The organism is Pseudomonas sp. RA_15y_Pfl1_P11 (assembly GCF_963970975.1).
GTDB lineage: Bacteria > Pseudomonadota > Gammaproteobacteria > Pseudomonadales > Pseudomonadaceae > Aquipseudomonas > Aquipseudomonas tritici.
This window is the reverse complement of the sequence record NZ_CAXAOY010000017.1, coordinates 1-24,236: the sequence shown is the minus strand read 5'-3', so window position 1 is coordinate 24,236 and position 24,236 is coordinate 1. Positions and strand designations below refer to the sequence as shown.

The following is a 24,236-nucleotide window of genomic DNA, read 5'->3' as shown; positions in this document are numbered from 1 at the left end:
ACCGGGCTGCTCTGATGCCGCTGGCCCTTGCCACGCAGCCCTTGGATGGGTGACTCTCTAGTCATGTTTTGCAACTATTCCAGGGGTAGCGACATGACCACCAGCAACCTGCTCGCCCAGCTGTTTCCCACCTGCGCCGCCGACATTCCCGAACAATTGCGCCTGGCAGCGCCCATCGAACAGCGCGATTACCTGGTCGACGGCCAGTTGCAAGTATGGAACGGCCCGTTAGCCAAGGTGCAGAGCCCGGTGCAACTGGGCGACGAACGTGTGCATATCGGCAGCACGCCGCTGCTGGATGCCGACACCGCCCTGACCGCCCTCGACGCCGCCGTACGCGCCTATGACCGGGGCCAGGGCGAATGGCCGACGATGCGCGTGGCCGACCGCATCCAGCATGTCGAAGCGTTCTTGCGACGCATGCGTGAACAACGCGACGCGGTGGTGAAGCTGCTGATGTGGGAAATCGGCAAGAACCTCAAGGACTCGCAGAAAGAATTCGACCGTACCTGCGACTACATCACCGACACCATCAATGCCCTCAAGGAACTCGACCGTCGCTCCAGCCGTTTCGAGCTGGAACAGGACACCCTCGGCCAAATCCGCCGCGTCCCGCTGGGCGTGGCCTTGTGCATGGGACCTTATAACTATCCGCTGAACGAAACGTTCACCACGCTGATCCCGGCGCTGATCATGGGCAATACCGTGGTGTTCAAGCCGGCCAAGCTCGGCGTGCTGCTGATCCGCCCGCTGCTGGAGGCGTTCCGCGACAGTTTCCCGGCCGGGGTGATCAACGTGATCTACGGCAGCGGCCGTGAAACCATCAGCGCGCTGATGGCCAGCGGGAGGATCGATATCTTCGCGTTTATCGGCACCAACAAGGCCGCCAGCGACTTGAAGAAATTGCACCCCAAGCCGCACCGCCTGCGCGCGGCGTTGGGCCTGGACGCGAAAAACCCCGGCATCGTGCTGCCTGAGGTGGACTTGGACAATGCCGTCAGCGAAGCCGTTACTGGTTCCCTATCGTTCAACGGCCAGCGCTGCACCGCGTTGAAAATCCTGTTCGTGCATGAAGACGTCGTCGGCAGCTTTATCGACAAATTCAACAAGAAGCTGGCCACGCTCAAGCCCGGCATGCCGTGGGAGGACGGCGTGGCGCTGACGCCATTGCCCGAAGTGGGCAAGGTGGATTACCTCAACAGCCTGGTGGCCGATGCCGCGCAACACGGTGCCAATGTGGTGAATGAGCATGGCGGTGAGAGTCGCGGTTCGTTCTTCTACCCGGCCGTGCTGTACCCGGTGAACCCGCAGATGCGCGTGTACCACGAAGAACAGTTCGGCCCAGTGGTGCCGATCGTGCCTTACCGTGATGTAGAGAAGGTGATCGACTACGTGCTGGACTCTGATTTCGGTCAACAACTGAGCATCTTCGGTACGAATGCCGCGGAAGTTGGGCGCCTGGTGGATACCTTCGCCAACCAGGTCGGCCGTATCAACATCAACGCCCAGTGCCAGCGCGGCCCGGACACTTTCCCTTTCAACGGGCGCAAGAACTCGGCCGAGGGCACGTTGTCGGTACATGACGCATTGCGCGTGTTCTCAATCCGCACCTTGGTGGCGACCAAGTTCCAGGAGAGCAACAAGGCGCTGGTCAGCGATATATTGCGCAACCGTGATTCGAGTTTCTTGACCACTGATTACATTTTCTAACAACGCCACATTTGACCGCATACATTCATACCGTCGAGGCCAATTTTAGAACGATGAACCTGCCCTTCTTCGCCCGGCGCCTGTTGCGCCCCTTGCTCGACCCGTACCGCCGCTATCGCCATGCCAAGCTGATCCACGCCGTGCGCGTGTCCATCGGCTTGCTGGCGACGATTATGCTGACCACTGGCCTCAACCTGCCCCATGGTGAGTGGGCCTCGGTGACCATGCTGGTGGTGATCGGCGGCTTGCAGCACCACGGCAATATCGGCAAGAAAGCCGTGGAGCGTGCCTATGGCACCTTGATCGGCGCCAGTGTCGGCTTGTTGCTGGTGGTGCAGGAGGCATACGTCGGCCAGCCGCTGTTGACCTATCTGCTGATGTCGGTGGTGTGCGGCTTCTTTTCCTACCACGCCATCGGCAAGGGCGGCTACACCGCGTTGCTCTCGGCGATCACTGTGTTTATCGTCGCGGGTCACGGCGACAACCCGCTGTCGGACGGGCTATGGCGCACCGTGGATATCCTGATCGGCATCGCCCTCGCCCTGGCCTTTTCCTTCGCCCTGCCGCTGTATGCCGTGTACTCCTGGCGCTACAACCTGGCCAGCGCGTTGCGCGATTGCGCCGAGATCTATAGCCGGATCATCAATGGCGAGTCGGTCACCGATGATCAACACCTGAAGCTGCTCAATCGTCTGAATGCCGCGATGTTGCAGTTGCGCTCGTTAATGCCGTCGGTGTCCAAGGAGGTACGCATCTCCATGACTGAACTGGACGCGATACAGCGGCATTTACGGATGTGCATCAGCACCCTGGAGATTCTCGGCAATACCCGGCCTGACCCTCGCGACGAACCGGCGATGGCGCGGATGCAGGTGATATTGAGGGCCGAGCATCGGCAAATTCGCGTGCAACTGGTGGGCATGGCACGGGCGTTGAAATCTGGCCTAACGGAGCGGTTGGAGCGGCCGAGTCACGCCAGCGTTGAGCCTGGGTTGGACGTGCCGGTCTATAGCGCATTGGATGGCTACCGGCTGCTGACCTTGCAACTGGCGCAGAACATCGGTGCGATGCGCCAGAGGCTGGCCAAGAGTGCCGGGCGCTGGAAAATCTGAATTCGCTGAGAGGAAAAGAAATTCCCCATGCGTTTACAGACTTCAAGGTTTTCACACTTTACCTTACAAAGTTTTCACGTTTTATTCACATCCCGGAACGTAATGTGAAGCCTCATCCGTTACAAACGTTGCATATCAAGCCCGCCGCCCCAGCGGGCTTTTTTTTGCCTGGAATTCGAGCTAGCGCGCCGCCTTGTTCGCTGGCGCTATCGCCTGCTCACGAATGGCCCGCTGGGTATCCAGCACCTTGGCCAAGGCATGTTCCGCTTCCGGACTTTGCTGTGGCACGCGGATCGCCGCCGACACCAGGGTGATCAACTTGGCCATCACCTCGGCATCCGTCGCCGGACGGCCCAGGCTCATGGAGTTCATCAGCAAGCGCAGCTCGGTCCCGGCCATCACGCCGGAAATCGCCTTGAGGGCAAATTGCAGGCGCACCCCAAGTTCATTGCGCGGCAGATCCGGCAAGGCCAGGGCGAAAGCTTCGAAGAAACGCTGGAACACCGGCTGGTAATGCACCTTGAGGTATTCCTGGATAAACGGCGACGTGTCGCTGTAGACCCGCCCCAGGAACCGGATAAACGAACGCCCTTCCCCACTCGCGCTGGCTGGATCGCTGCGTTCCAGGCCCATGGCGGGGGCAAATAGCACGCCAAGCAAGGTGTCGCAATCGAGTGGGCCGTCGGACTCGGCTTCGCAGCGTGCCAACAGTTCCAGGCGCTGCTCGTTGAGCGGTTCCAGGCGCTGCATCAGCAGGGTTTTCATCAGGGAGTCCTTGTCCCCGAAGTGGTAGTTCACCGCCGCCAGGTTGACCTGGGCACGCTCGGTAATCTGCCGCAACAAAACTGCGTCGTATCCATACTTGATGAAGAGAGCCTCTGTCGCATCCAGCAATCGAGTCTTGGTAATGTTCGGAGCGCTGACTTTCTTCGCGACCATAGAAGTTCCACGTGGGAAATATTGTTTTAAAAAATAATTTGATTTTTTATACCGGGGACGTCGCTCGAAAGCAAGTAGTGACACCGTGTCATATTATCAAAAGCCTTTGCAGCCGGGCCCTTTGAGCGTAGCCGAGGTTTTTTTGAAGGGCTTGCTAGCGCCTCGAAGTAATCGTTTCAAAGGGTAAAACCGCTCTACATCCATGGCTGGCGAAGCGGCTGGAACGCGGCTAGTATTCAAACAATATTTTAAAAACAAGAAATAAAACCAGTCTGTGACGCAGACCAGGCAGCTCCCGAACTTGTTACAAGGCTTTACCGGGGGCATGACGGCGGCGTCGAGACTGAAGGCGTAGTCATGATGACAGATACCCTCGCGCACCCAGGCTTGATCTCCCTGCAAGGCATCGGCAAAAGCTATCAACTGGCCGGGCAACACCTGTGCATTCTCAATGATGTATGCCTGACCATCGCCAGCGGCGACAGCTGCGGCATCCTGGGGGCGTCCGGCTCCGGCAAAAGTACCTTGCTCAATATCCTCGGCCTGCTGGACCTGCCCAACTGTGGTCAGTACCACTTCGCCGGCCACGATATCTTCAACGCCACCCCCGATCAGTTGGCGGCCATCCGCAATCAGCAGATCGGTTTCGTGTTCCAGAGTTTCAACCTGCTGCCACGCCTCAGCGCCCTGGACAATGTCGCCCTGCCCTTGAGTTATCGCGGCGTATCGCGCCATGAGTCAGTGGAGCAAGCCCTGCGCATGCTCGAGCAAGTCGGCCTGGCCGACCGTGCCCACCATCGCCCCGCCGACCTTTCCGGCGGCCAGCGCCAACGGGTCGCGATTGCCCGGGCCCTGGTGGGCAAACCCTCGGTGATACTGGCCGACGAACCCACCGGCAACCTCGACAGCACCACCGCCCAGGACATCATGGACCTGCTGCTGGCGTTGAACCGCGAGCAACAGGTCACGCTGATCATCGTCACTCACGACCCGCACATCGCCGAGCGCCTGGAACGCAAGATCCTGGTGCGCAATGGCGTGGTGCAAGAGGCCGGCTGCCTATGACTCAGCAGGGAGAAAGCCGCCTGCGGGTCGAACAAAGCCTCAGCCAACTGCTGCACGAAGCGTTTGTCAGCCTGCGCACCTTAGGCAAGCGTTCGATCCTGGCCCTGCTGGGTATCGTGATCGGCAGCTCGTCGGTGGTGGCGCTGATTAATATCGGCCATAACGCGGCGGTGGATGCGGCGATGATCTTCAAGGACATGGGCACCGACACCCTGATCGCCCAGTTCCCACCTAAAGGCGGCAGCAGTTCACCGATGCCCGCCCGCCTCGACCTGGACGCCGTGCGCCAGGCGGTGCCAGGCATCGCGCACATCGGCGCCCTCACGTTGTTCAGCGGGCCCATCGTATTCCATGGCCGCACCGTCAACACCAACTTCGTCGGCAGCACACCGGATATCAAGGACGCGATGCGCCTGGCACTGCAACAGGGACGTTTCCTGTCGAGCTTTGATGCCAACGAAACCTACGGCGTGATCGGCGCGCAGGTGGCCGAGGCCCTGGGCGTGCCGGGAGATCCGCTGCAGCTGGGCGATCGTGTGCGCATCAACGATTACCTGTTCCTGATTGTGGGCATCCTGCAAGGCCAGCCGCGGGCAATGCTAATGCCGGTGCAGGCCAACGAATCACTGTTCATCCCCGCCGAAGGCATGCGCCGCATCTATGCAGCGCCACAGATCGGCAACGTGATCATCCGCGCCACGCAGGGCCAGGACATGGAGCGCATTGCCAAGGACGTAGCCGCCGCTCTCAAACCGCAACTTCCCGACCACGATGTGGACATCCAGGTGCCCCAGCAAATGATCGACGGCATGACTCGGCAAAGCCGCACCTTCGCCTATCTGCTGCTGGCCCTGGGCGCGATCTCCCTGGTGGGCGGTGGCGTGGGGGTGATGAACGTGATGTTGATGAACGTCTCGGAGCGGCGTCGCGAAATCGGCATTCGCATGGCTCTCGGCGCGCGCCAGCGAGACATCCGCAACCTGTTCCTGCTCGAAGCCATCACGCTCACGGCCGTGGGTGCCTTGTGCGGCGCGGTGTCGGGCATGACCGCCGCGTGGCTGTACGCCTGGCTGTCGGGCTGGGAATTTGCACTCGCTGTCGCGGCCTTGCCGCTGGGGGTGGGCAGCACGTTGCTGGTGGGGTTGTTCTTCGGCATCTACCCGGCAATCTCGGCCTCACGGTTGCAACCGGTGGAGGCCCTGCGCGATGAATAAATGGCTCTGGCTGCTCGCATTGGTCAGCCTGCCTGGCGTGGCCGCCGACGTGGTGATCAAACCGTCGGCGCCGAGCACCACGCGCAGCGGTTACGATCGGAGCGTCTCGCTGAATGCCCAGGCCACCACCATGACCCTGGGCGACGCAGTCTACCTGGGCCTGCGCAACAACCCGGCGATTCGCAGCGCCTACCTGCAACGGGTAGCGCAGAAGTTCGACCTGCGCGTAGCCGAAGATGTATTCAAGCCCAAGCTCACCCTCAACAGCTACTACCGTAATACCCGCGGCTCAGCCGACAACGCGCGCAATGCCAGCGTGGCGCCGGCGACCAGCCTGCTCGGCGAATACGGCACGCGCCTGAGCATGGCCTGGACCCAGCAACTGAGCAACGCCGACCGCGCCGGCCGCTATCGCAGCGACGGTCTCGACCTGGCGATCATCCAGCCACTGCTACGCGGCGCCGGCTGGGACGCCACCACCGCACCGCTGCGCCTGTCGCGCCTGTCGGAACAGGCCAACCGCTTGAACCTCAAGGCCACCGTGGCACAGACCATCAGCCAGATCATCGCGACCTACCGCGAGCTGCTGCGCGCCCAGGAGCAACTGAGCATCGTGCAGGACGCCCTCAAGCGCTCTAACACCTTGCTGCAAGTCAACAAGGCGCTGATCAGTGCCGGGCGCATGGCCGAATTTGAAATCGTGCAGACCGAAGCCGACATCGCCACCCAGCAACTGGGCGTGGAAGAGGCGCAGAACCAACTGGACACCAGCCGTCTCTCCCTACTGCGCCTGCTGGCCCTGGACCTCTCCACGCCGGTCCGCGCCACCGAAGCCCTGGAGGCCCGGCCGATGCAGATCGACAAGCGCCAGGCCTTCAACCTGGCGCAGACCCAGCAGCCGGAATACCTGGCGGCCCTGCTCGGCAGCCAGCAGGCTGACCTCAACCTGGTGATCGCCAAGGACTCCGGGCGCTGGCAGGTGGACCTGGTAGCCGGCGCAAATCAGGTGCGCGACGCCTACAATAACGACGCCGGCAGCAGCAATAATCGCACGTGGGACAGCTACGCCGGGGTGCAGGTGCAAATCCCCATCGGCGATATCAGCACGCGCCAGGCCGAAGTCCGCGCACGGGTAAACGTGGAGGACCAGCAGATCCGCATCACCGACGCGCGCCAGGAACTGGAGCGAAGCGTCAACGATGTAGTGCGCGACCTCGGCACCCGCTGGCGCCAATATGAAATCTCCCAGCGCGCCGTGGAATTGTCGCGGCGCAAGATCGAGATCGAACGGGAAAAACTCAGCGCCGGGCGCTCCACCAACTTCCAGGTGCTGAGTTTCGAGACCGACCTGCGCAACGCCGAAAACGCGCAGCTCAATGCGCTGATCGCTTATTTGAACGCCCAGACCCAGCTCGACTTGACGCTGGGCATGACGCTGGAAAGTTGGGAAATCGCCCTCAATGACTACTAATCAGAAACGCCTGCTGGGCGCTGTATTGATCGTACTGCTGGGGGGCGCGGGCCTGGCCTTGCGCAGCCCTGCGTCCGCGCCGGCCAGCACCAGCGAGCAGTGGCTGGCCGTCAAGCCCGACGCGCTGGTGCACCAGATCGGCCTGGTGGGCAAAATCGAGCCCGACACCACCATCACCCTTACCGCGCCTTTCGATGGCAATGTGCAAGCCAATCTGGTGGAGCAAGGCCAGCGGGTCGAGGCCGGCCAAGTGCTGTTGCGCATGGACCCGACGACCCTGGAGGTGCAACTGCGCGACGCCCTCTCCGCCCAACTCAAGGCCCGGCGCACCGTGCAAGAGATGCAGGACTGGGACAACGGCCCCACCGTCAGCCGTGCACGCCGCAGCCTGCGCACCACCGAAATGACCGCCAGTAACACCCAGCGCAAACTCACCGAAAGTGAAAACCTGTTCCAGCGCGGCATCATCCCGCGCAATGAGTTGGACGACCTCAAGCAACAGACCCAGCAGCAACAACTGGACCTCGCCTCCGCCCGCAGCGAACTGCAACAGGCGATCGACCAGGGCAAGGGCGAATACCGCCAGATCGCCGATATGGAACTGACCAACGCCACGGTGAAATACGACGCACTGCACCAACTGCTCGAAGGCAAAGAGGTCAAGGCACCGTTCTCCGGCATCGTGGTGCCACCGCCCGGCAATAGTGCCTCCTCCCAAGGCGGCGGCAACAACAATGCCCCGGTGCAGGCTGGCAGTAAGGTCAGCCAGGGTGAGGTGTTGTTTGGCCTGGCAAATATCGAGCGGCTGAAAATCGTTGCCAAGGTGTCAGAGCTGGACATCAACCAGTTGCACCAGGGCCAGGCGGTGGAAGTGCTGGGGGATGGTTTTGAGGGGGAGCGACTGACAGGGTCGGTAAGCGTGGTGAGCGGTTTGGCGATTGCCACCGACAGCCAGGGCAGCGCGCAGTTTCCGGTGACCTTGTCGATCCCCAAGCTCACGCCACAACAGCTGCAACGGGTGCGGCTGGGGATGAGTGCGCGGTTGACCATCGTGACCTACAACAATGCGCAGGCGATTGTGGTGCCGAGCCAGGCGATAGGGCCGGACATGACGGTTGAATACCGGGCGGCGATGGATAAGCCGGTGGAGCGGGTGACGGTGACCACTGGGCAATCGACGCCCCAAGGGGTTGAGGTGTTTGGCCTCAAACCTGGGCTTGTGAAAGTCACAAGATAAATGAAGACCCAAATGTGGGAGCGGGCTTGCCCGCTCCCACATTTAGATTTTTGTCAGCTTTAAGGCAAGTGCCTTGGCTTGAATCGCCACATCCGTTACCGCCGTACTTTCCCACCACATTCCCCGCAACGGCGGCCCCATGGCAAACAACCGCGCGCTGACCTGCCCCTGAGCATCCACCACCGCCCCCGAAGCATCCGCGGCGATCCCCAACGCCAACGGCCCAGGCTGAATCAACCCACGCTTGAGCAACTGCTGCGGCAACGGCCGGGCCACGCGGCGCCAGTCGTATTCGATGCCGCTGGAGTTGATCAACGCCGCCCCTGAAACCTGAGTGACCGCTTGCTCGCCGCGGTAACGCAAACGGATGGTCACCCCTTCAACCGAAGGTTCCAGCCCTTTGTAAGACGCCGCCCTAATCCGCAACCGCCCCTCTTCCTGCAACCGTGCCACCCGCTGCGCGCTCAACGGCGGCGAGCGGTGATGATGGCTTTCCCACCACGGCCTTACATGACGCACAAACTGACGTTTTTCACGCTCGCTGGCCTGGCTCCACAGGCGACCGATGTGCGCGCGCACCGTGTCCAGCGGCGCTTGCCAATCGATGCCCTGCGCTTGCGCAATCCGGCATTGGCGACGCACCTCACGCAGCAATTGCCAAGGAGTGCGCAGGCTGTAGTCTTCGCCGAGAAAATCCACCCAGCTCGGCGGTTGTCGGCGCACATGGGGTAGCAGGCCGTGACGCGAGAAAACTTCGATCGGCCCACAATGCCCGGCCTGTTCCAGGGACACCACGGCGTCGACCATGGTCAACCCGGAACCGATGATCAGCACCGGCGCTTGCGGGTCAATCAAGGTCATCGCCTGCACGTCCCAAGGGTCGACCGCCGCCGCGTTCAAGCCGCTGGACTTGGTCTGCGGTGTACGCGCCGCCGGGAACATGCCGGTGGCCAACACCGCAAAGCTGCCGCGCAGTTGCTGCCCGTTATCGAGGGTGAGCAGCGTCGAGGCTTCATCCACTTGCAGGTCGACCCCTTCACCGCGCACATGCTCGACGCTGGAAGCGGACTGCGCCTTGGCTTCGGCCAAGCGTTGCTGGGCATACAGACCAAAAATACCGCGCGGTGGAAACAGCTCGCTGATCGGCACAGCCTGCTGGCCTGACTCGGGCCACCCGCCCGCGCCGATGTAGTCGGTGAGCCATTGGGTCAGGTCGTCGGCATTGTCCGGGTCGACGCTCATACGCGCCGCGTTGCCGTTCAGGGTGTGGCCCAGCTCGACGGCGCTGTAGGCTTCGCCGCGGCCGAGTTCAGCGCGCGGCTCGATCACCAGAATCTGCCGCTTGCCCGGCAAGCGCAGCAGTTGCACGGCCAGCATCGTGCCGCTCAGGCCGCCGCCGATGATCAGCACATCAGCGTTGCGGATGGATTCAGTCATGCGGAGTCGCCCTTACTGTTTGCCCAGATAAATATCATGCAGGTCGCCCCGCGCCAGCAGTTCAGCGGCGCTGCCACTCAGGGCTACACGCCCAGTATCCAGCACGTAGCCGCGGGACGCATAGTTCAGCGCGACGTTGATGTTCTGTTCGGCGATCAAAAAGCTCACCTGCTGCTCACGGTTGAGTTGCGCGATGCTCTCGAAAATCTCCTGCACGATCATAGGCGCCAAACCCATGGACGGTTCGTCGAGCAGTACCAAAGTAGGACGCGTCATCAGCGCCCGGCCGATGGCGACCATCTGTTGCTCGCCGCCCGACGTCAGCCCGGTGCAGGTGAGTGTCGGCACGCTCCATCAACCCTGGCGGCAGGACTTTGCCGAAGTAATCCTCGGTCGCGGTTTGCAGCACGATGTCCACTACGCCCAAGTGGTTCTGCGGGATCTGGCCCAGTGAAGGGTGCGCGGCGGAAATCAGTTTGATCACCTCGTCCACGGTCACATAGGACACCTCGGCGCGGCCAGGCGCCTGGCAACCTCGATGGCTTCCGCGTCCGAGCGGATGATATGGGCAGGGTGTTGAGGGTGGGCAGACATGGGCCGACTCCAGGCTCCGTTGGGATGCTGGAGTGATCGCAGGAGTCGTGCCTAAAATTAATCTTCAGTTAAATCAGCCAGTTGCTGGCGCCATAACGCGAAAGTTCGTGCTTCAAACCAACAAAGTGTCCATCCACTGTTGCCGGGCAAACAGTTAGATGACCACGTTGCGCACAAAGCGCACCGCCATGTCCCCATCATTGCGATAGGCGTGGGCCTGGCGGCTGGCGAACATATAGAACTCACCGCCGGCAACGTGTTTTTCATCGTCATCCAGGATCAGCGTCAGGCTGCCTTCGAAGACAAACAGCTGCACGCTCCAGCCTTCCGGGTCTGGCTCGGGGGCGTAGCGATCGCCCGGCTCCAGGCGCATTTCCCACAATTCCACTTCGCGTCGGGCGGTTGCCTTGGCCAGCAACACGGCCTTGCTGCCGGGAATTTCACCGGCCCAAGCCAGCTCATTGATGCGGCTGTGGTCACGCACATCCGGCGCCTGGATCAGGTCGCTGAACGCCACCTCCAACGCTTCGGCCACGCGGTCGAGGGTGGACAGGCTGACATTCTTCTCGCCCGCCTCAATCGCCACCAGCATGCGCCGGCTGACCCCGGACTTTTCCGAGAGCGCGGTCTGGCTGAGGTCGGCGGCATGGCGCAGGCGACGAACATTCTGGCTGACGTGCTGCAGGACCGAGGCCCGTTGCGGATTTTCTTTGTGCACTATATTGCTCAATGGGTGGGTGTGCGCAGTATACTGCCCAGCGTGCGGCGCATTGTGCGGTCCGTGCCTTTCCCTTGCAAGACCGAGCCGCCATGACCACCCCGAACTCCCCTTCGCGTTTCAACCGTTTCAGCAAAGCCGAATGCATCCTAGTGGTGATCACCATGATATGGGGCGGCACCTTTTTGCTGGTGCAGCACGCGATGACCGTCAGCGGGCCAATGTTTTTCGTCGGCCTGCGTTTTGCTGCTGCGGCCATTGTGGTTGGCTGCTTTTCCTTGCGCACCCTGCGTGACTTGACCTTGTTCGAATTGAAGGCCGGTGTGTTTATCGGTGTAGCGATCATGTTTGGCTACGGCCTGCAGACCATCGGTTTGCAGACCATCCTGAGCAGCCAGTCGGCGTTTATCACCGCGCTCTATGTGCCATTCGTGCCACTGCTGCAATGGCTGGTGCTGGGCCGTCGTCCGGGGTTGATGCCGAGCATTGGCATCATGCTGGCGTTTGCCGGCTTGATGCTGCTGACGGGGCCGGCGGGGGCGTCGTTGAATTTCAGTCCCGGTGAAATCGCTACGCTGATCGGCGCCATCGCCATTGCGGCGGAAATCATCCTGATCAGTGCATTCGCGGGGCAAGTGGATGTGCGCCGGGTGACGGTTGTGCAACTGGCCACCGCTTCGCTGTTGTCGTTCCTGATAGTTGTGCCGATGGGCGAAGCGCTGCCGGGGTTTTCGTGGCTGCTGCTGTTCAGCGCAGTGGGCCTGGGCTTGACCAGCGCGGTGATCCAGGTGGCGATGAACTGGGCGCAGCAGAGTGTTTCGCCGACGCGGGCGACGTTGATTTATGCCGGTGAGCCGGTGTGGGCGGGCGTGGTGGGGCGGATTGCCGGCGAACGCTTCCCGCCGATTGCGATGCTGGGAGCGGTGTTGATTGTGGTGGCGGTGATTGTGAGTGAGATGAAGAGGAGCAACTCGAAAGCTGTTGAGGCTAAGGCCGATGTTGAGCCGGAAAGTCAGGGTTGATGCTATGCGCTGCAAGCGGCAACACGCTCGGGCCCGGCTATCCTCTTGTAGACTGCCACTTGTAGCTGCCTTCGACTGCTTCTGTAGGATCCTTACACATCTTGCCGTTTGGTGATCGCGAAAGCGGCACGTATGATGCATCCCAAACTCCCGCAGATTAGAAGCCTATGTCCCTGATAGTTCTACTGCTTCTGCCTTTTATTGGCAGCTGTCTGGCGGCCTTGCTGCCGCACAATGCACGTAACACCGAATCCCTGCTGGCAGGCCTTGTGGCGCTGGTTGGCACCCTTCAAGTCGCCCTGCTCTACCCCCAGATCGCCCACGGTGGCGTGATCCGCGAAGAATTCATGTGGTTACCCAGCCTTGGGCTGAACTTCGTGCTGCGCATGGATGGGTTTGCCTGGCTGTTCTCAATGCTGGTGCTCGGCATCGGTTCGCTGGTTGCGCTGTATGCACGTTACTACATGTCGCCGGACGATCCGGTGCCGCGCTTTTTCGCGTTTTTCCTGGCATTCATGGGCGCCATGCTCGGGCTGGTGATTTCCGGCAACCTGATCCAAATCGTGTTTTTCTGGGAACTGACCAGCCTGTTCTCGTTCCTGCTGATCGGCTATTGGCACCACCGCGCCGATGCCAGGCGCGGCGCGTATATGGCGCTGATGGTCACCGGTGCCGGCGGCTTGTGCCTGCTGGCGGGCGTGATATTGCTGGGGCATATTGTCGGCAGCTATGACCTGGACCTGGTATTGGCGGCGGGCGATCAGATTCGCGCGCATTCGCTGTACCCGGCCATGCTGGTCTTGGTGTTGATCGGTGCCCTGAGCAAAAGCGCGCAGTTCCCGTTCCACTTCTGGCTACCCCACGCGATGGCAGCCCCAACGCCGGTGTCGGCGTATCTGCATTCGGCGACAATGGTGAAAGCCGGCGTGTTCCTGCTGGCCCGCTTGTGGCCGTCGCTGTCCGGCAGCGAAGAATGGTTCTATATCGTCGGCGGTGCCGGCGCCCTCACCCTCCTCATCGGCGCTTACTGCGCCATGTTCCAGAATGACCTCAAGGGCCTGCTGGCCTACTCCACCATCAGCCACCTCGGGCTGATCACCTTATTGCTGGGCCTTAACAGCCCGCTGGCCGCCGTTGCCGCGGTGTTCCATATTCTCAATCACGCGACCTTCAAGGCCTCGCTGTTCATGGCGGCGGGCATCATCGACCACGAAAGCGGCACGCGGGATATCCGCAGGCTCAGCGGCCTGGTGCGGCTGATCCCGTTTACCGCGACCCTGGCAATGGTAGCCAGTGCATCCATGGCCGGTGTGCCGTTGCTCAATGGTTTCCTGTCCAAAGAAATGTTCTTCGCCGAAACCGTATTCGTGTCATCGACCGCCTGGGTGGAAATCGCCCTGCCGATGATCGCGACCATCGCCGGCACCTTCAGCGTGGCCTATGCGCTGCGCTTCACGGTCGATGTGTTCTTCGGCCCGCCCGCAACTGACCTGCCCCACACGCCTCACGAACCGCCGCGCTGGATGCGCGCGCCAGTTGAGTTGCTGGTCTTCACTTGCCTGTTGGTGGGGATTTTCCCGGCCCAGGTGGTCGGTTCGATCCTCGCAGCCGCCGCGCTGCCGGTTGTCGGCGGTGAGTTGCCCGAATACAGCCTGGCGATCTGGCACGGCTGGAATGCGCCGATGATCATGAGCCTGGTCGCCATGTCCGGCGGCGTGGTGCTGTACCTGCTGCTGCGCAAGCAACTCAAGCGTGGCCGCTTCAAGTACCCGCCGGTGATCAGCTACTTCAACGGCAAGCGCATGTTCGAGCGCTGCCTGGTGGTGATGATGCGCGGCGTGCGCAAGATCGAAAAACGCATCAGCACCAAGCGCCTGCAAACCCAGCTGTTTCTTCTGGTGCTGGTGGCGGTCATCGGCGGCATGATCCCAATGATCAACAGTGGCCTCAGTTGGGGCGACCGGCCGAGAATCCCGGGCTCCATCGTGTTTGTCACCCTCTGGCTGCTGGCGATCGCCTGCGCCCTCGGTGCCGCCTGGCAAGCCAAGTATCACAGGCTGGCGGCCCTGACCATGGTCAGCGTGTGCGGCCTGATGACCTGCGTCACCTTTGTGTGGTTCTCGGCGCCGGACCTGGCGTTGACCCAACTGGTGGTCGAAGTGGTCACCACGGTGCTGATCCTGCTGGGGCTGCGCTGGTTGCCGCGGCGGATCGAAGAAGTGTCGCCACTGCCCAGCTCGCTGCGCAAGGCACGCATCCGTCGTCTGCGCGACTTCCTGTTGTCGACCGTGGTGGGTGGCGGCATGGCGCTGCTGTCCTACGCGATGCTGACCCGCCAGACGCCCAACGATATCTCCTCGTTCTACCTCAGCCGCGCACTGCCCGAAGGCGGCGGCAGCAATGTGGTGAACGTGATGCTGGTGGATTTCCGCGGCTTCGACACCCTCGGCGAAATCACCGTACTCGGCGCCGTGGCGCTGACGGTTTACGCCCTGTTGCGCCGCTTCCGCCCGTCGAAAGAAAGCATGCAACTGCCCGCACAACAGCGCCAACTGGCGCCGGACGTGGCCACCGACCTGGTCAACCCGCGCCAGGCCAGCGATACCGCCCTGGGCTTTATGATGGTGCCCGCGGTGCTGGTGCGCCTGCTGCTGCCGATTGCGCTGGTGGTGTCGTTCTACCTGTTTATGCGCGGCCACAATCAACCGGGCGGCGGGTTTGTGGCAGGCCTGGTGATGTCGGTGGCGTTTATCCTGCAATACATGGTGGCCGGCACCCGGTGGGTCGAGGCACAGATGAGCCTGCGGCCGATGCGCTGGATGGGCTTCGGGCTGTTCTCGGCGACCCTCACCGGGCTCGGCGCACTCTTTGCCGGGTACCCGTTCCTGACCACCCATACCTGGCATTTCAACTTACCGCTGCTGGGCGATATCCACATCGCCAGCGCGCTGTTCTTCGACGTCGGCGTGTACGCCATGGTCGTCGGTTCGACGCTGCTGATGCTCACTGCCCTCGGTCACCAGTCGGTGCGAGCGCATAAACCGAGCAACCAGGCCAAAGTCGTTGCTGCAACAGAAGGAGCCGCCTGATGGAAGAAGTCATCGCAATTGCCATTGGAGTCCTGGCCGCCTCCGGCGTCTGGCTGATCCTGCGGCCACGGACGTTCCAGGTGGTGATGGGCCTGTGCCTGCTGTCGTATGGGGTCAACCTGTTCATCTTCAGCATGGGCAGCCTGTTTATCGGCAAGGAGCCGATCATCAAGGACGGCGTGCCGCAGGACCTGCTCCACTACACTGACCCGCTGCCACAGGCGCTGGTGCTCACGGCGATCGTGATCAGCTTCGCCATGACCGCGCTGTTTCTGGTGGTGTTGCTGGCCTCGCGCGGCCTGACCGGTACTGACCATGTTGATGGCCGGGAGCCCAAGGAATGAATTGGGTCAACCAACTGATCGTTGCACCGATCCTGCTGCCATTGCTCACCGCCGCGCTGATGCTGATGCTGGGCGAAAAACGTCGCCCGCTGAAGGCGCAGATCAACTTGGTCTCGAGCATGCTTGGCCTGGGCGTGGCCATTGTGCTGCTGTATTGGACGCAAAAAGGCGGCCCCGGCTCGATCGGGGTGTACCTGCCGGGCAACTGGCAAGCGCCGTTTGGCATCGTGCTGGTGGTGGACCCGTTGTCAGCGCTGATGCTGGTGCTCACCGGGATCATCGGCGTGAGCGCGCTGCTGTTCGCCATGGCCCGCTGGGATCGTGCAGGCACCAGTTTCCATGCGCTGTTCCAGATCCAGATGATGGGCTTGTATGGCGCGTTTCTCACCGCAGACCTGTTCAATCTGTTCGTGTTTTTCGAGGTGCTGCTGGCGGCGTCCTATGGCTTGATGCTGCACGGCTCCGGCCGTGCGCGGGTGTCGTCGGGGCTGCATTACGTCGCGATCAACCTGCTGGCGTCGTCACTGTTCCTGATTGGCGCGGCGATGATCTATGGCGTGACCGGCACCCTGAATTTTGCTGACCTGGCGTTGAAAATCCCGCTGGTGCCGGAAGCCGATCGCGGCCTGCTGCATGCCGGTGCGGCGATCCTCGCCACCGCGTTCCTGGCCAAGGCCGGCATGTGGCCGCTGAACTTCTGGCTGGCCCCAGCCTATTCCTCGGCCAGTGCGCCGGTGGCGGCGATGTTTGCGATCATGACCAAGGTCGGCGTGTACACCGTGCTGCGCCTGTGGACCCTGCTGTTCTCCGGCCAGGCCGGTGCGTCGGCGCTGTTTGGCGGCGACTGGCTGGTGTATGGCGGCATGGCAACGATTATCTGCGCGGCGTTGGCCATGTTGGCGGCGCAGCGCCTGGAACGCATGGCCAGCCTGAGCATTCTAGTGTCAGCCGGGATTCTGCTGTCGGCGGTGGGCTTCGCCCAGCCGAGCCTGACTGCTGGGGCGCTGTTCTACCTGGTCAGCTCCACACTGGCGTTGAGCGCGTTGTTCTTGCTGGCTGAATTGATCGAGCGGTCACGTTCGGCCAACGATCTGCCGCTGGATGAGGAAATCGATGCGTTGCCCAAGGCCATGGAATCCCTGCATCCACGGCCCGGCGTCAACCTTGATGACGAACAGAAGGCTGTGGTTGGCCAGGTGATTCCGTGGACCATGGCGTTCCTCGGCTTGAGCTTTGTCGCCTGTGCGCTGTTGATTATCGGTATGCCGCCGCTGTCCGGGTTTATTGGCAAACTCAGTTTGTTGAGTGCGCTGGTCAATCCGCTGGGCTTGGGCAACGCGGTGGATGCGCCGATTCGTCCAGCTGCCTGGGGCTTGGTGGCGCTGTTGATCCTCTCGGGCCTGGCCTCGCTGATCGCCTTCGCCCGCCTCGGCATCCAGCGTTTCTGGACCCCGGAAGAGCGCCCTTCGCCGCTGCTGCGTCGCTACGAGTGCCTGCCGATCTTCTTCCTGCTCGGCTTGAGCATCCTGCTCACCTTCAAGGCCGAACCGCTGATGCGCTACACCCAGGCGACCGCCGAAAGCCTGAACAACCCGGAACACTATGTGATGGCGGTGATGGCGACGCGCCCGACTCCAAGCCCTGAAGCCAAGGCCGCAGCCGTGGAGGTGCAACCATGAAGCGCCTGTTCCCCGCCCCGTGGTTGTCCCTGGCGTTGTGGGTGTTGTGGCTGGTGCTGAACCTGTCGGTGAGCCCCGGCAACCTGTTGCTGGGCGCGCTGCTGGGCTTTCTCGCACCGCTGCTGATGGCGCCGCTGCGCCCGCTGCCGATCCGCATCCGCCGCCCCGGCGTGATCATTCGCCTGTTCTTCGTGGTGGGCCGTGACGTCATCGCCTCCAACCTGCAAGTGGCCTGGGGCGTGCTGGTGTGCGGCTCGCGCCCGCCGCGCTCGCGCTTTATCAAGATACCCCTGGACCTGCGCGACGCCAATGGCCTGGCCGTCTTGTCGATGATCACCAGCGTCACGCCCGGTACCGTCTGGTCGGAACTGGCGCTGGACCGCAGTATTTTGCTGATCCACGTGTTCGACCTGAATGACGAAGCGCACTTTATCCAGCACTTCAAACACGCCTACGAACGGCCCCTGATGGAGATCTTCGAATGAGCGACCTGCTCTCCAATGCGATCCTGTTCAGCCTGTTCCTGTTTTCCCTGGCAATGGTGCTGACGCTGTTACGCCTGTTCAAAGGCCCGTCGGCCCAGGACCGGGTCCTGGCGCTGGACTATTTGTACATCCTGGCGATGCTGATGATGCTGGTGCTGGGCATTCGTTATGCGAGTGACACTTACTTTGAAGCGGCGCTGCTGATTGCGCTGTTTGGCTTCGTGGGCTCATTTGCCTTGGCGAAATTCCTGCTGCGTGGGGAGGTGATTGAATGATGCCGTTATGGGTGGAAGTGATCGTGGCGGTGCTGCTGGTAGTGAGCAGTGTGTTTGCGTTGATTGGCGCGATTGGCTTGCTGCGGATGAAGGACTTTTTTCAGCGCATGCACCCGCCGGCACTGGCCTCGACCTTGGGCGCATGGTGCGTGGCGCTGGCGTCGATCATCTACTTTTCGGTGCTCAAGTCCGGGCCGGTGTTGCACGGGTGGTTGATACCGATTTTGTTGGCCATCACGATGCCGGTGACCACGTTGTTGCTGGCCCGCACCGCGTTGTTTCGAAAGCGCATGGCGAGGGATGATGTACCGGCCGAAGTCAGCAGTCGACGCTGATCCCTATAGAGAACACGGCCCCCTCCCACATTTGGCTGGGCGCCAGGCAAAAGATCTGATGTGCGCCGCCAATTCCGCCAAACCGGCATCATCGGCCCGCACATGATCATGGGACGAGATATAACCTTCATAAGCCTCAAAGAACTTGTCCACCTTCGAACTCAGCGGCTTGAAGGTACTGTCACCGCCGGTCCCATGCACGGGAAACAACTTCGCATGCAGGTGATCCACTCCATACCCTTCGAGTATCATGCCGGTGCGCGCCACATCGGGAAACGCCCGATCAATCTGTAGCGCGGTCTTCTTCGCCGCCACCGCAAGCGCGGCCAGCACCTCATCCGACTGCGCAAACGCATAGCTGCCGTAGTGCTGCTTAGGGATTACCACGCTGAACCCCGGGGTGTTGGGGAAGATCGACAGGAAAGCACTATGCCGGTCGTCCTCCCAGAGAATGTGGGCTGGGGAGGTTTTGCGGACCATATTGCAGAAAATACAATCCATTTGAATTACCACCAGTTTCGTCTTGGGTTTGGTCGTGGCAATCATCTAAAGCTAGGATGGAATGAGCGTCAAACCCTCCCAGTCAAACGGGACTTGAACAGGTGGTGGAAACGTGAATGGCGCACTGCTATTTCGCTTTAAAAAAGCCCCGAACCAGTCGGGGCGTTTTTTATTCAGCGTACAGCAACCAACTGTCAGTCAGCCAACCGCCACGTCGTCCCACCCTTCCCGTCTTCCAACACCACACCCATCGCGGTCAGTTGGTCACGAATCCGGTCGGATTGCGCCCAGTCTTTGTTGGTACGCGCAGCCAGACGCGCCTGAATCAGCGCATCAACTTCAGCCGCATCCACACGCCCTTCGGCGCCAGCTTGCAGGAAGTCATCGGCTTCCATCTGCAACACACCCAGCACGCTCGCCAGTTCTTTCAAACGAGCGGCAAGGCCCGCCGCCGCATCAAGATCACTCTCGCGCAGGCGGTTGATCTCGCGCACCATCTCGAACAGTACCGCGCAGGCTTCCGGTGTGCCGAAGTCGTCGTTCATGACCTCGGTAAACCGTGCCACGAACGCTTCGCCGCCGGCAGGCGCCACGGATGGCAAGCCTTTCAACGCATGGTAGAAGCGCTCCAGGGCGCCTTTGGCGTCCTTGAGGTTGTCTTCCGAGTAGTTGATGGCGCTGCGGTAATGGCTCGACACCAGCAGGTAACGCACGACTTCCGGAGGGTATTTTTCCAGCACGTCGCGAATGGTGAAGAAGTTGTTCAAGGACTTGGACATCTTCTCGCCATTGATGCGGATCATGCCGCAGTGCATCCAGGCGTTGGCGTAGGTTTTGCCAGTAGCCGCTTCGCTTTGGGCGATTTCGTTTTCGTGGTGCGGGAACTCAAGGTCGCTGCCGCCGCCATGAATGTCGAAGGTCTCACCCAGGCAGCAGGTGGACATCACCGAGCATTCGATGTGCCAGCCCGGACGGCCCGCACCCCATGGCGATTCCCAGCTTGGCTCGCCCGGCTTGGTAGCTTTCCACAGCACGAAGTCGAGCGGATCTTGCTTGGCTTCATCGACTTCGATGCGTGCGCCGATGCGCAGGTCTTCGATTTTCTTGCGCGACAGCTTGCCGTAGCCCATGAACTTGGCGACGCGGTAGTACACGTCGCCATTGCCTGGGGCGTAGGCGTAACCCTTGTCGATCAGGGTCTGGATCATCGCATGCATGCCAGGGATGTGGTCCGTGGCGCGCGGCTCCATGTCCGGTTTGAGGATGTTCAGGCGCGCCTCATCCTCGTGCATGGCGGCGATCATGCGCTCGGTCAGCGCGTCGAACGACTCGCCGTTTTCATTGGCGCGGTTGATGATCTTATCGTCGATGTCGGTGATGTTGCGCACGTACGTCAAGTCATAGCCGCTGAAGCGCAACCAGCGGGTCACCAGGTCGAAGGCAACCATGCTGCGGCCGTGGCCGATGTGGCAGTAGTCGTACACGGTCATGCCGCACACGTACATGCGCACCTTGTTGCCTTCCAGCGGTTTGAAGACTTCTTTGGTCTTGCTGAGTGTGTTGTAGATCGTTAGCACGACAAATCCTTCTTTCTACGCAAAGCCGCCAAAGGCGTCACTGGCCCCACGAATCACGCAAGGTCACGGTACGGTTGAATACCGGCTGACCGGGTTTCGAGTCCTTGATATCCGCGCAGAAGTAACCTTCGCGCTCGAACTGGAAACGGTCTTCCGGCTGTGCGTCGGCCAACGAGGGCTCGGCACGACAGCCCGTGAGTACTTGCAGGGAGTCAGGGTTGATGTTGTCGAGGAAACTCGCGCTGTCTTCGGCCTTTTCAGGGTTCGGCGAGCGGAACAGACGATCGTACAGGCGCACTTCGCACTCGATGCTGGCAGCCGCCGGCACCCAGTGGACCACGCCCTTGACCTTGCGGCCTTCAGGGTTCTTGCCGAGGGTTTCCGGGTCGTACGAGCAACGCAGTTCGACGATGTTGCCATCGGCGTCCTTGATCGCTTCATCGGCACGGATCACGTAGCTGCCACGCAGGCGCACTTCGCCGTTTGGCTCCAGGCGTTTGTAGCCTTTTGGCGGTTCTTCCATGAAGTCATCGCGGTCGATGTAGATTTCACGGGCGAACGGCAGCTTGCGCACGCCGAGTTCTTCTTTTTGCGGATGACGCGGCAGTTCGAGGTGCTCGACTTTGTCTTCCGGGTAGTTGGTGATCACAATTTTCAACGGACGCAGCACGCACATGGCGCGCGGGGCGTTCGCGTCGAGGTCCTGGCGGATGCTGAATTCGAGCATGCCGAAGTCAACCACGCCGTCGGAACGGTTGGTGCCGACCATGTCGCAAAAGTTGCGGATCGACGCAGGCGTGTAGCCACGACGGCGGAAGCCCGACAGCGTCGACATGCGCGGGTCATCCCAGCCATGCACGTGCTTTTCATCGACCAGTTGCTTGAGCTTACGCTTGCTGGTGATGGTGTAGTTCAGGTTCAAGCGGCTGAATTCGTACTGACGCGGGTGCGCCGGTACCGGCAGGCTGTCGAGGAACCACTCATACAACGGGCGATGGCTTTCGAACTCCAGGGTGCAGATGGAGTGGGTGATGCCTTCAATGGCGTCGGACTGACCGTGGGTAAAGTCGTAGTTGGGGTAGATGCACCACTTGTCACCGGTCTGATGGTGATGGGCGTGGCGGATGCGGTACATGATCGGGTCGCGCAGGTTCATGTTCGGCGAGGCCATGTCGATCTTGGCACGCAGTACGCGGGCGCCGTCCGGGAACTCACCCGCGCGCATGCGGGCGAACAGGTCCAGGTTCTCTTCCACCGAACGGTCGCGGAACGGGCTGTTCTTGCCCGGTTCGGTCAGGGTGCCACGGTATTCCTTGGCTTGCTCCGGGGTCAGGTCGTCGACATAGGCCTTGCCGGCCTTGATCAGCTCGACCGCCCAGTCAAACAACTGGTCGAAATACTTGGACGCATAGCGCACTTCACCGGACCACTCGAAGCCCAGCCACTTGATGTCACTTTCGATGGCGTCGATGTATTCCTGGTCTTCCTTGGCCGGGTTGGTATCGTCGAAACGCAGGTGCGTGACGCCGCCGAATTCCTGGGCCAGGCCGAAGTTCACACAGATCGACTTGGCGTGACCGATGTGCAGGTAGCCGTTGGGCTCTGGCGGGAAGCGGGTGACAATCTGCGTGTGCTTGCCCGAATCCAGGTCCGCCTGGATGATCGGGCGCAGGAAATTGACCGGGACGGCAGGTCCGGCCTTGGCATTCGAGGTAGGGTCGACAGTGGGCTTGCTCATAGGATCCTTGAACAGACAAGTACGTGGCCGGGCTAGGCCGACAAAACAAAGGCGATATCATAGCCGATGCTGTCAAGCACCTGACAGAGAAGCACTGAAAACGGCTGCATTTATTGCATAGGCGGTAAAAAACCACCTCGAAATTCCTGCAAGGCACGCTAAACTGCGCGTCTTGGCCGCAACTTCGCCATACCGGTCGTGGTGCCCAGGCACCCAAACCCACGAATTCCCTGAAAAGAGTAGTGAACATGACTCAAGTCAAACTGACCACCAACCACGGTGACATCGTCATCGAGCTGAACGCCGAAAAAGCGCCGATCACCGTCGCCAACTTCATCGAATACGTTAACGCCGGCCACTACGAAAACACTGTTTTCCACCGCGTCATCGGCAATTTCATGGTCCAGGGCGGCGGTTTCGAACCTGGCATGAAAGAAAAGAAAGACAAGCGCCCAAGCATCCAGAACGAAGCGGACAACGGCCTTTCCAACGACAAGTACACCGTCGCCATGGCCCGTACCATGGAGCCGCATTCGGCCTCCGCGCAGTTCTTCATCAACGTGGCCGACAACGCCTTCCTCAACCACAGCGGCAAGAACGTGCAGGGCTGGGGTTACGCGGTATTCGGTAAAGTGACCGAAGGCCAGGACGTCGTTGACAAGATCAAAGGCGTGCAAACCACCGGTAAAGCCGGCCACCAGGACGTTCCGGTAGAAGACGTTATCGTCGAGAAAGCCGAGATCGTTGGGTGATATTGCTGATTTCAGATTTGCATCTGATCGATACGCGCCCGGACATCACCCGGGCGTTTCTGGATCTGCTCCATGGCCGCGCCCGTGGCGCCCAGGCGTTGTACATTCTGGGGGACTTCTTTGAAGCCTGGATTGGCGACGACGGTATGACACCGTTCCAGCGTTCGATTTGCGCGGCTCTACGCGAACTGAGCGACAGCGGCACCCCGATTTTTATCATGCATGGCAACCGCGATTTCCTGATTGGCAAGGCGTTCTGCACAGCAGCCGGCGCCACCCTGCTCAAGGACCCGAGTGTCGTGCAGCTCCGTGGCGAGCCTGTGCTGTTGATGCATGGCGATAGCCTCTGCACCCGCGACGTTGGCTATATGAAGCTGCGGCGCATCCTGCGCAACCCGATTTTGCTGTTTATCCTGCGCCACCTGCCATTGCGCACCCGGCACAAGTTGGCGCGCAAGCTGCGCAGTGAAAGCCGTGCGCAGACGCGCATGAAGGCCAACGACATTGTTGATGTGACTCCCGAAGAAGTACCACGGGTGATGCAACAATTTGGCGTGCGCACCCTGGTCCACGGCCATACGCACCGTCCCGCCGTTCACAAGTTGCAGATTGGTGAGCAGGCGGCCAAGCGTATTGTGCTGGGGGATTGGGATAAGCAAGGCTGGGCGTTGCAAGTGGATGAGCAAGGGTTTCAGTTGGCGGCGTTTGATTTTGTGAACCCGCAGTTGGCGTTGCCTGTGGGAGCCGGGCTTGCCCGCGATGCAGGCACCTCGGTGTAACAAGAGCACCGAGGTGATGCTATCGCAGGCAAGCCAGCTCTTATCAAACAAAAAATAACTCATTGTTTTTGCTCTTAAAATTTAAGCCGCTTTAACCAGCTGCAATCCAAGTTTGCGTGCCTTGCGTTCCAAGGCGCGCATCTGCCGATCACGGCTTCTTTCT

Annotated in this window: 21 protein-coding genes and 2 pseudogenes; 15 read left to right on the top strand and 8 right to left on the bottom strand. The window is 61.0% G+C overall.

The annotated features are described in order from the left end of the window. The first annotated feature begins 93 nt into the window (after window positions 1–93). On the top strand, window positions 94–1,710 hold the full coding sequence (locus tag AACY44_RS20245) for an NADP-dependent glyceraldehyde-3-phosphate dehydrogenase (RefSeq protein WP_339417903.1): 1,617 nt from the start codon (window positions 94–96) through the stop codon (window positions 1,708–1,710). A 53-nt stretch (window positions 1,711–1,763) separates the two neighbouring features. Next, the gene (locus AACY44_RS20240; RefSeq protein WP_339417904.1) at window positions 1,764–2,822 is read left to right on the top strand and encodes an FUSC family protein; all 1,059 of its coding nucleotides are present in this window, start codon (window positions 1,764–1,766) and stop codon (window positions 2,820–2,822) included. A gap of 180 nt (window positions 2,823–3,002) precedes the next feature. Here AACY44_RS20240 and AACY44_RS20235 read toward each other — a convergent pair whose 3' ends face one another. Next, window positions 3,003–3,761: a TetR/AcrR family transcriptional regulator gene (locus AACY44_RS20235; protein WP_339417905.1), complete on the bottom strand. Its 759-nt coding sequence runs from the start codon at window positions 3,759–3,761 to the stop codon at window positions 3,003–3,005. A gap of 357 nt (window positions 3,762–4,118) precedes the next feature. On the opposite strand from AACY44_RS20235, the gene AACY44_RS20230 reads away from it, so the two are divergent. The 4 genes from AACY44_RS20230 to AACY44_RS20215 are packed head-to-tail and all read left to right on the top strand — an operon-like array spanning window position 4,119 to window position 8,748. Further along, window positions 4,119–4,826, top strand: coding sequence for an ABC transporter ATP-binding protein (locus AACY44_RS20230; RefSeq protein ID WP_339417907.1), 708 nt, complete (start codon window positions 4,119–4,121; stop codon window positions 4,824–4,826). Then, window positions 4,823–6,040, top strand: coding sequence for an ABC transporter permease (locus AACY44_RS20225; RefSeq protein WP_339417908.1), 1,218 nt, complete (start codon window positions 4,823–4,825; stop codon window positions 6,038–6,040). The genes AACY44_RS20230 and AACY44_RS20225 overlap by 4 nt, the downstream gene beginning before the upstream one ends. Beyond that, the gene (locus tag AACY44_RS20220) at window positions 6,033–7,511 is read left to right on the top strand and encodes a TolC family protein (RefSeq protein ID WP_339417909.1); all 1,479 of its coding nucleotides are present in this window, start codon (window positions 6,033–6,035) and stop codon (window positions 7,509–7,511) included. The genes AACY44_RS20225 and AACY44_RS20220 overlap by 8 nt, the downstream gene beginning before the upstream one ends. Continuing rightward, on the top strand, window positions 7,501–8,748 hold the full coding sequence (locus AACY44_RS20215; RefSeq protein ID WP_339427842.1) for an efflux RND transporter periplasmic adaptor subunit: 1,248 nt from the start codon (window positions 7,501–7,503) through the stop codon (window positions 8,746–8,748). Before AACY44_RS20220 ends, AACY44_RS20215 begins: the two co-directional genes overlap by 11 nt. A gap of 42 nt (window positions 8,749–8,790) precedes the next feature. Here the strand turns inward: AACY44_RS20215 and AACY44_RS20210 are convergent, their stop codons facing one another. The 4 genes and pseudogenes from AACY44_RS20210 to AACY44_RS20195 all read right to left on the bottom strand — a co-directional run bounded on the left by AACY44_RS20210 (window position 8,791) and on the right by AACY44_RS20195 (window position 11,497). Continuing rightward, window positions 8,791–10,185 carry an FAD/NAD(P)-binding protein gene (locus AACY44_RS20210; RefSeq protein ID WP_339417911.1) on the bottom strand — a complete coding sequence of 465 codons (1,395 nt, stop codon included), beginning with the start codon at window positions 10,183–10,185 and terminating at the stop codon, window positions 8,791–8,793. Window positions 10,186–10,197: 12 nt separating this feature from the next. Beyond that, window positions 10,198–10,521: pseudogene (locus tag AACY44_RS20205) on the bottom strand (ATP-binding cassette domain-containing protein); the annotation flags it as partial. 31 nt (window positions 10,522–10,552) lie between these two features. Further along, a pseudogene (locus tag AACY44_RS20200) lies at window positions 10,553–10,779 on the bottom strand (SfnB family sulfur acquisition oxidoreductase); the annotation flags it as partial. 154 nt (window positions 10,780–10,933) lie between these two features. Further along, entirely contained in the window at window positions 10,934–11,497 is a 564-nt protein-coding gene (locus AACY44_RS20195) for a helix-turn-helix domain-containing protein (RefSeq protein ID WP_339417912.1), read from the bottom strand. A gap of 92 nt (window positions 11,498–11,589) precedes the next feature. Here AACY44_RS20195 and AACY44_RS20190 point away from each other — a divergent pair, with 92 nt between their 5' ends. The 7 genes from AACY44_RS20190 (at window position 11,590) to AACY44_RS20160 (ending at window position 18,726) form a co-directional block, all read left to right on the top strand. Further along, the gene (locus AACY44_RS20190) at window positions 11,590–12,519 is read left to right on the top strand and encodes a DMT family transporter (RefSeq protein ID WP_339427843.1); all 930 of its coding nucleotides are present in this window, start codon (window positions 11,590–11,592) and stop codon (window positions 12,517–12,519) included. A gap of 167 nt (window positions 12,520–12,686) precedes the next feature. Continuing rightward, entirely contained in the window at window positions 12,687–15,608 is a 2,922-nt protein-coding gene (locus AACY44_RS20185; protein ID WP_339427844.1) for a monovalent cation/H+ antiporter subunit A, read from the top strand. After that, window positions 15,608–15,952: a Na+/H+ antiporter subunit C gene (locus AACY44_RS20180; RefSeq protein WP_007986256.1), complete on the top strand. Its 345-nt coding sequence runs from the start codon at window positions 15,608–15,610 to the stop codon at window positions 15,950–15,952. Before AACY44_RS20185 ends, AACY44_RS20180 begins: the two co-directional genes overlap by 1 nt. After that, window positions 15,949–17,631: a monovalent cation/H+ antiporter subunit D gene (locus AACY44_RS20175; protein ID WP_339427845.1), complete on the top strand. Its 1,683-nt coding sequence runs from the start codon at window positions 15,949–15,951 to the stop codon at window positions 17,629–17,631. The genes AACY44_RS20180 and AACY44_RS20175 overlap by 4 nt, the downstream gene beginning before the upstream one ends. Next, window positions 17,628–18,116 carry a Na+/H+ antiporter subunit E gene (locus AACY44_RS20170; protein WP_339417917.1) on the top strand — a complete coding sequence of 163 codons (489 nt, stop codon included), beginning with the start codon at window positions 17,628–17,630 and terminating at the stop codon, window positions 18,114–18,116. Before AACY44_RS20175 ends, AACY44_RS20170 begins: the two co-directional genes overlap by 4 nt. Then, entirely contained in the window at window positions 18,113–18,391 is a 279-nt protein-coding gene (locus AACY44_RS20165; protein WP_053256896.1) for a K+/H+ antiporter subunit F, read from the top strand. The genes AACY44_RS20170 and AACY44_RS20165 overlap by 4 nt, the downstream gene beginning before the upstream one ends. Beyond that, entirely contained in the window at window positions 18,388–18,726 is a 339-nt protein-coding gene (locus AACY44_RS20160; protein ID WP_339417918.1) for a Na+/H+ antiporter subunit G, read from the top strand. The genes AACY44_RS20165 and AACY44_RS20160 overlap by 4 nt, the downstream gene beginning before the upstream one ends. Window positions 18,727–18,729: 3 nt before the next feature. Here the strand turns inward: AACY44_RS20160 and AACY44_RS20155 are convergent, their stop codons facing one another. From AACY44_RS20155 to AACY44_RS20145, 3 genes are all read right to left on the bottom strand, one after another. Beyond that, window positions 18,730–19,227, bottom strand: a complete 498-nt coding sequence (locus tag AACY44_RS20155; RefSeq protein WP_339506146.1) for an HIT family protein — start codon at window positions 19,225–19,227, stop codon at window positions 18,730–18,732. Between the two features lie 194 nt (window positions 19,228–19,421). After that, window positions 19,422–20,804: a cysteine--tRNA ligase gene (gene cysS / locus AACY44_RS20150; protein ID WP_339417924.1), complete on the bottom strand. Its 1,383-nt coding sequence runs from the start codon at window positions 20,802–20,804 to the stop codon at window positions 19,422–19,424. 37 nt (window positions 20,805–20,841) lie between these two features. Next, a complete protein-coding gene (locus AACY44_RS20145) occupies window positions 20,842–22,542 on the bottom strand; it encodes a glutamine--tRNA ligase/YqeY domain fusion protein (protein ID WP_339417925.1) in 1,701 nt (566 codons plus the stop codon). A gap of 248 nt (window positions 22,543–22,790) precedes the next feature. On the opposite strand from AACY44_RS20145, the gene AACY44_RS20140 reads away from it, so the two are divergent. Beyond that, the gene (locus AACY44_RS20140) at window positions 22,791–23,294 is read left to right on the top strand and encodes a peptidylprolyl isomerase (RefSeq protein WP_016977438.1); all 504 of its coding nucleotides are present in this window, start codon (window positions 22,791–22,793) and stop codon (window positions 23,292–23,294) included. Beyond that, complete coding sequence (lpxH, locus tag AACY44_RS20135; protein ID WP_339417926.1) at window positions 23,291–24,073, top strand: UDP-2,3-diacylglucosamine diphosphatase; 783 nt, start codon at window positions 23,291–23,293, stop codon at window positions 24,071–24,073. The genes AACY44_RS20140 and lpxH overlap by 4 nt, the downstream gene beginning before the upstream one ends. The last annotated feature ends 163 nt before the right edge of the window (window positions 24,074–24,236 follow it).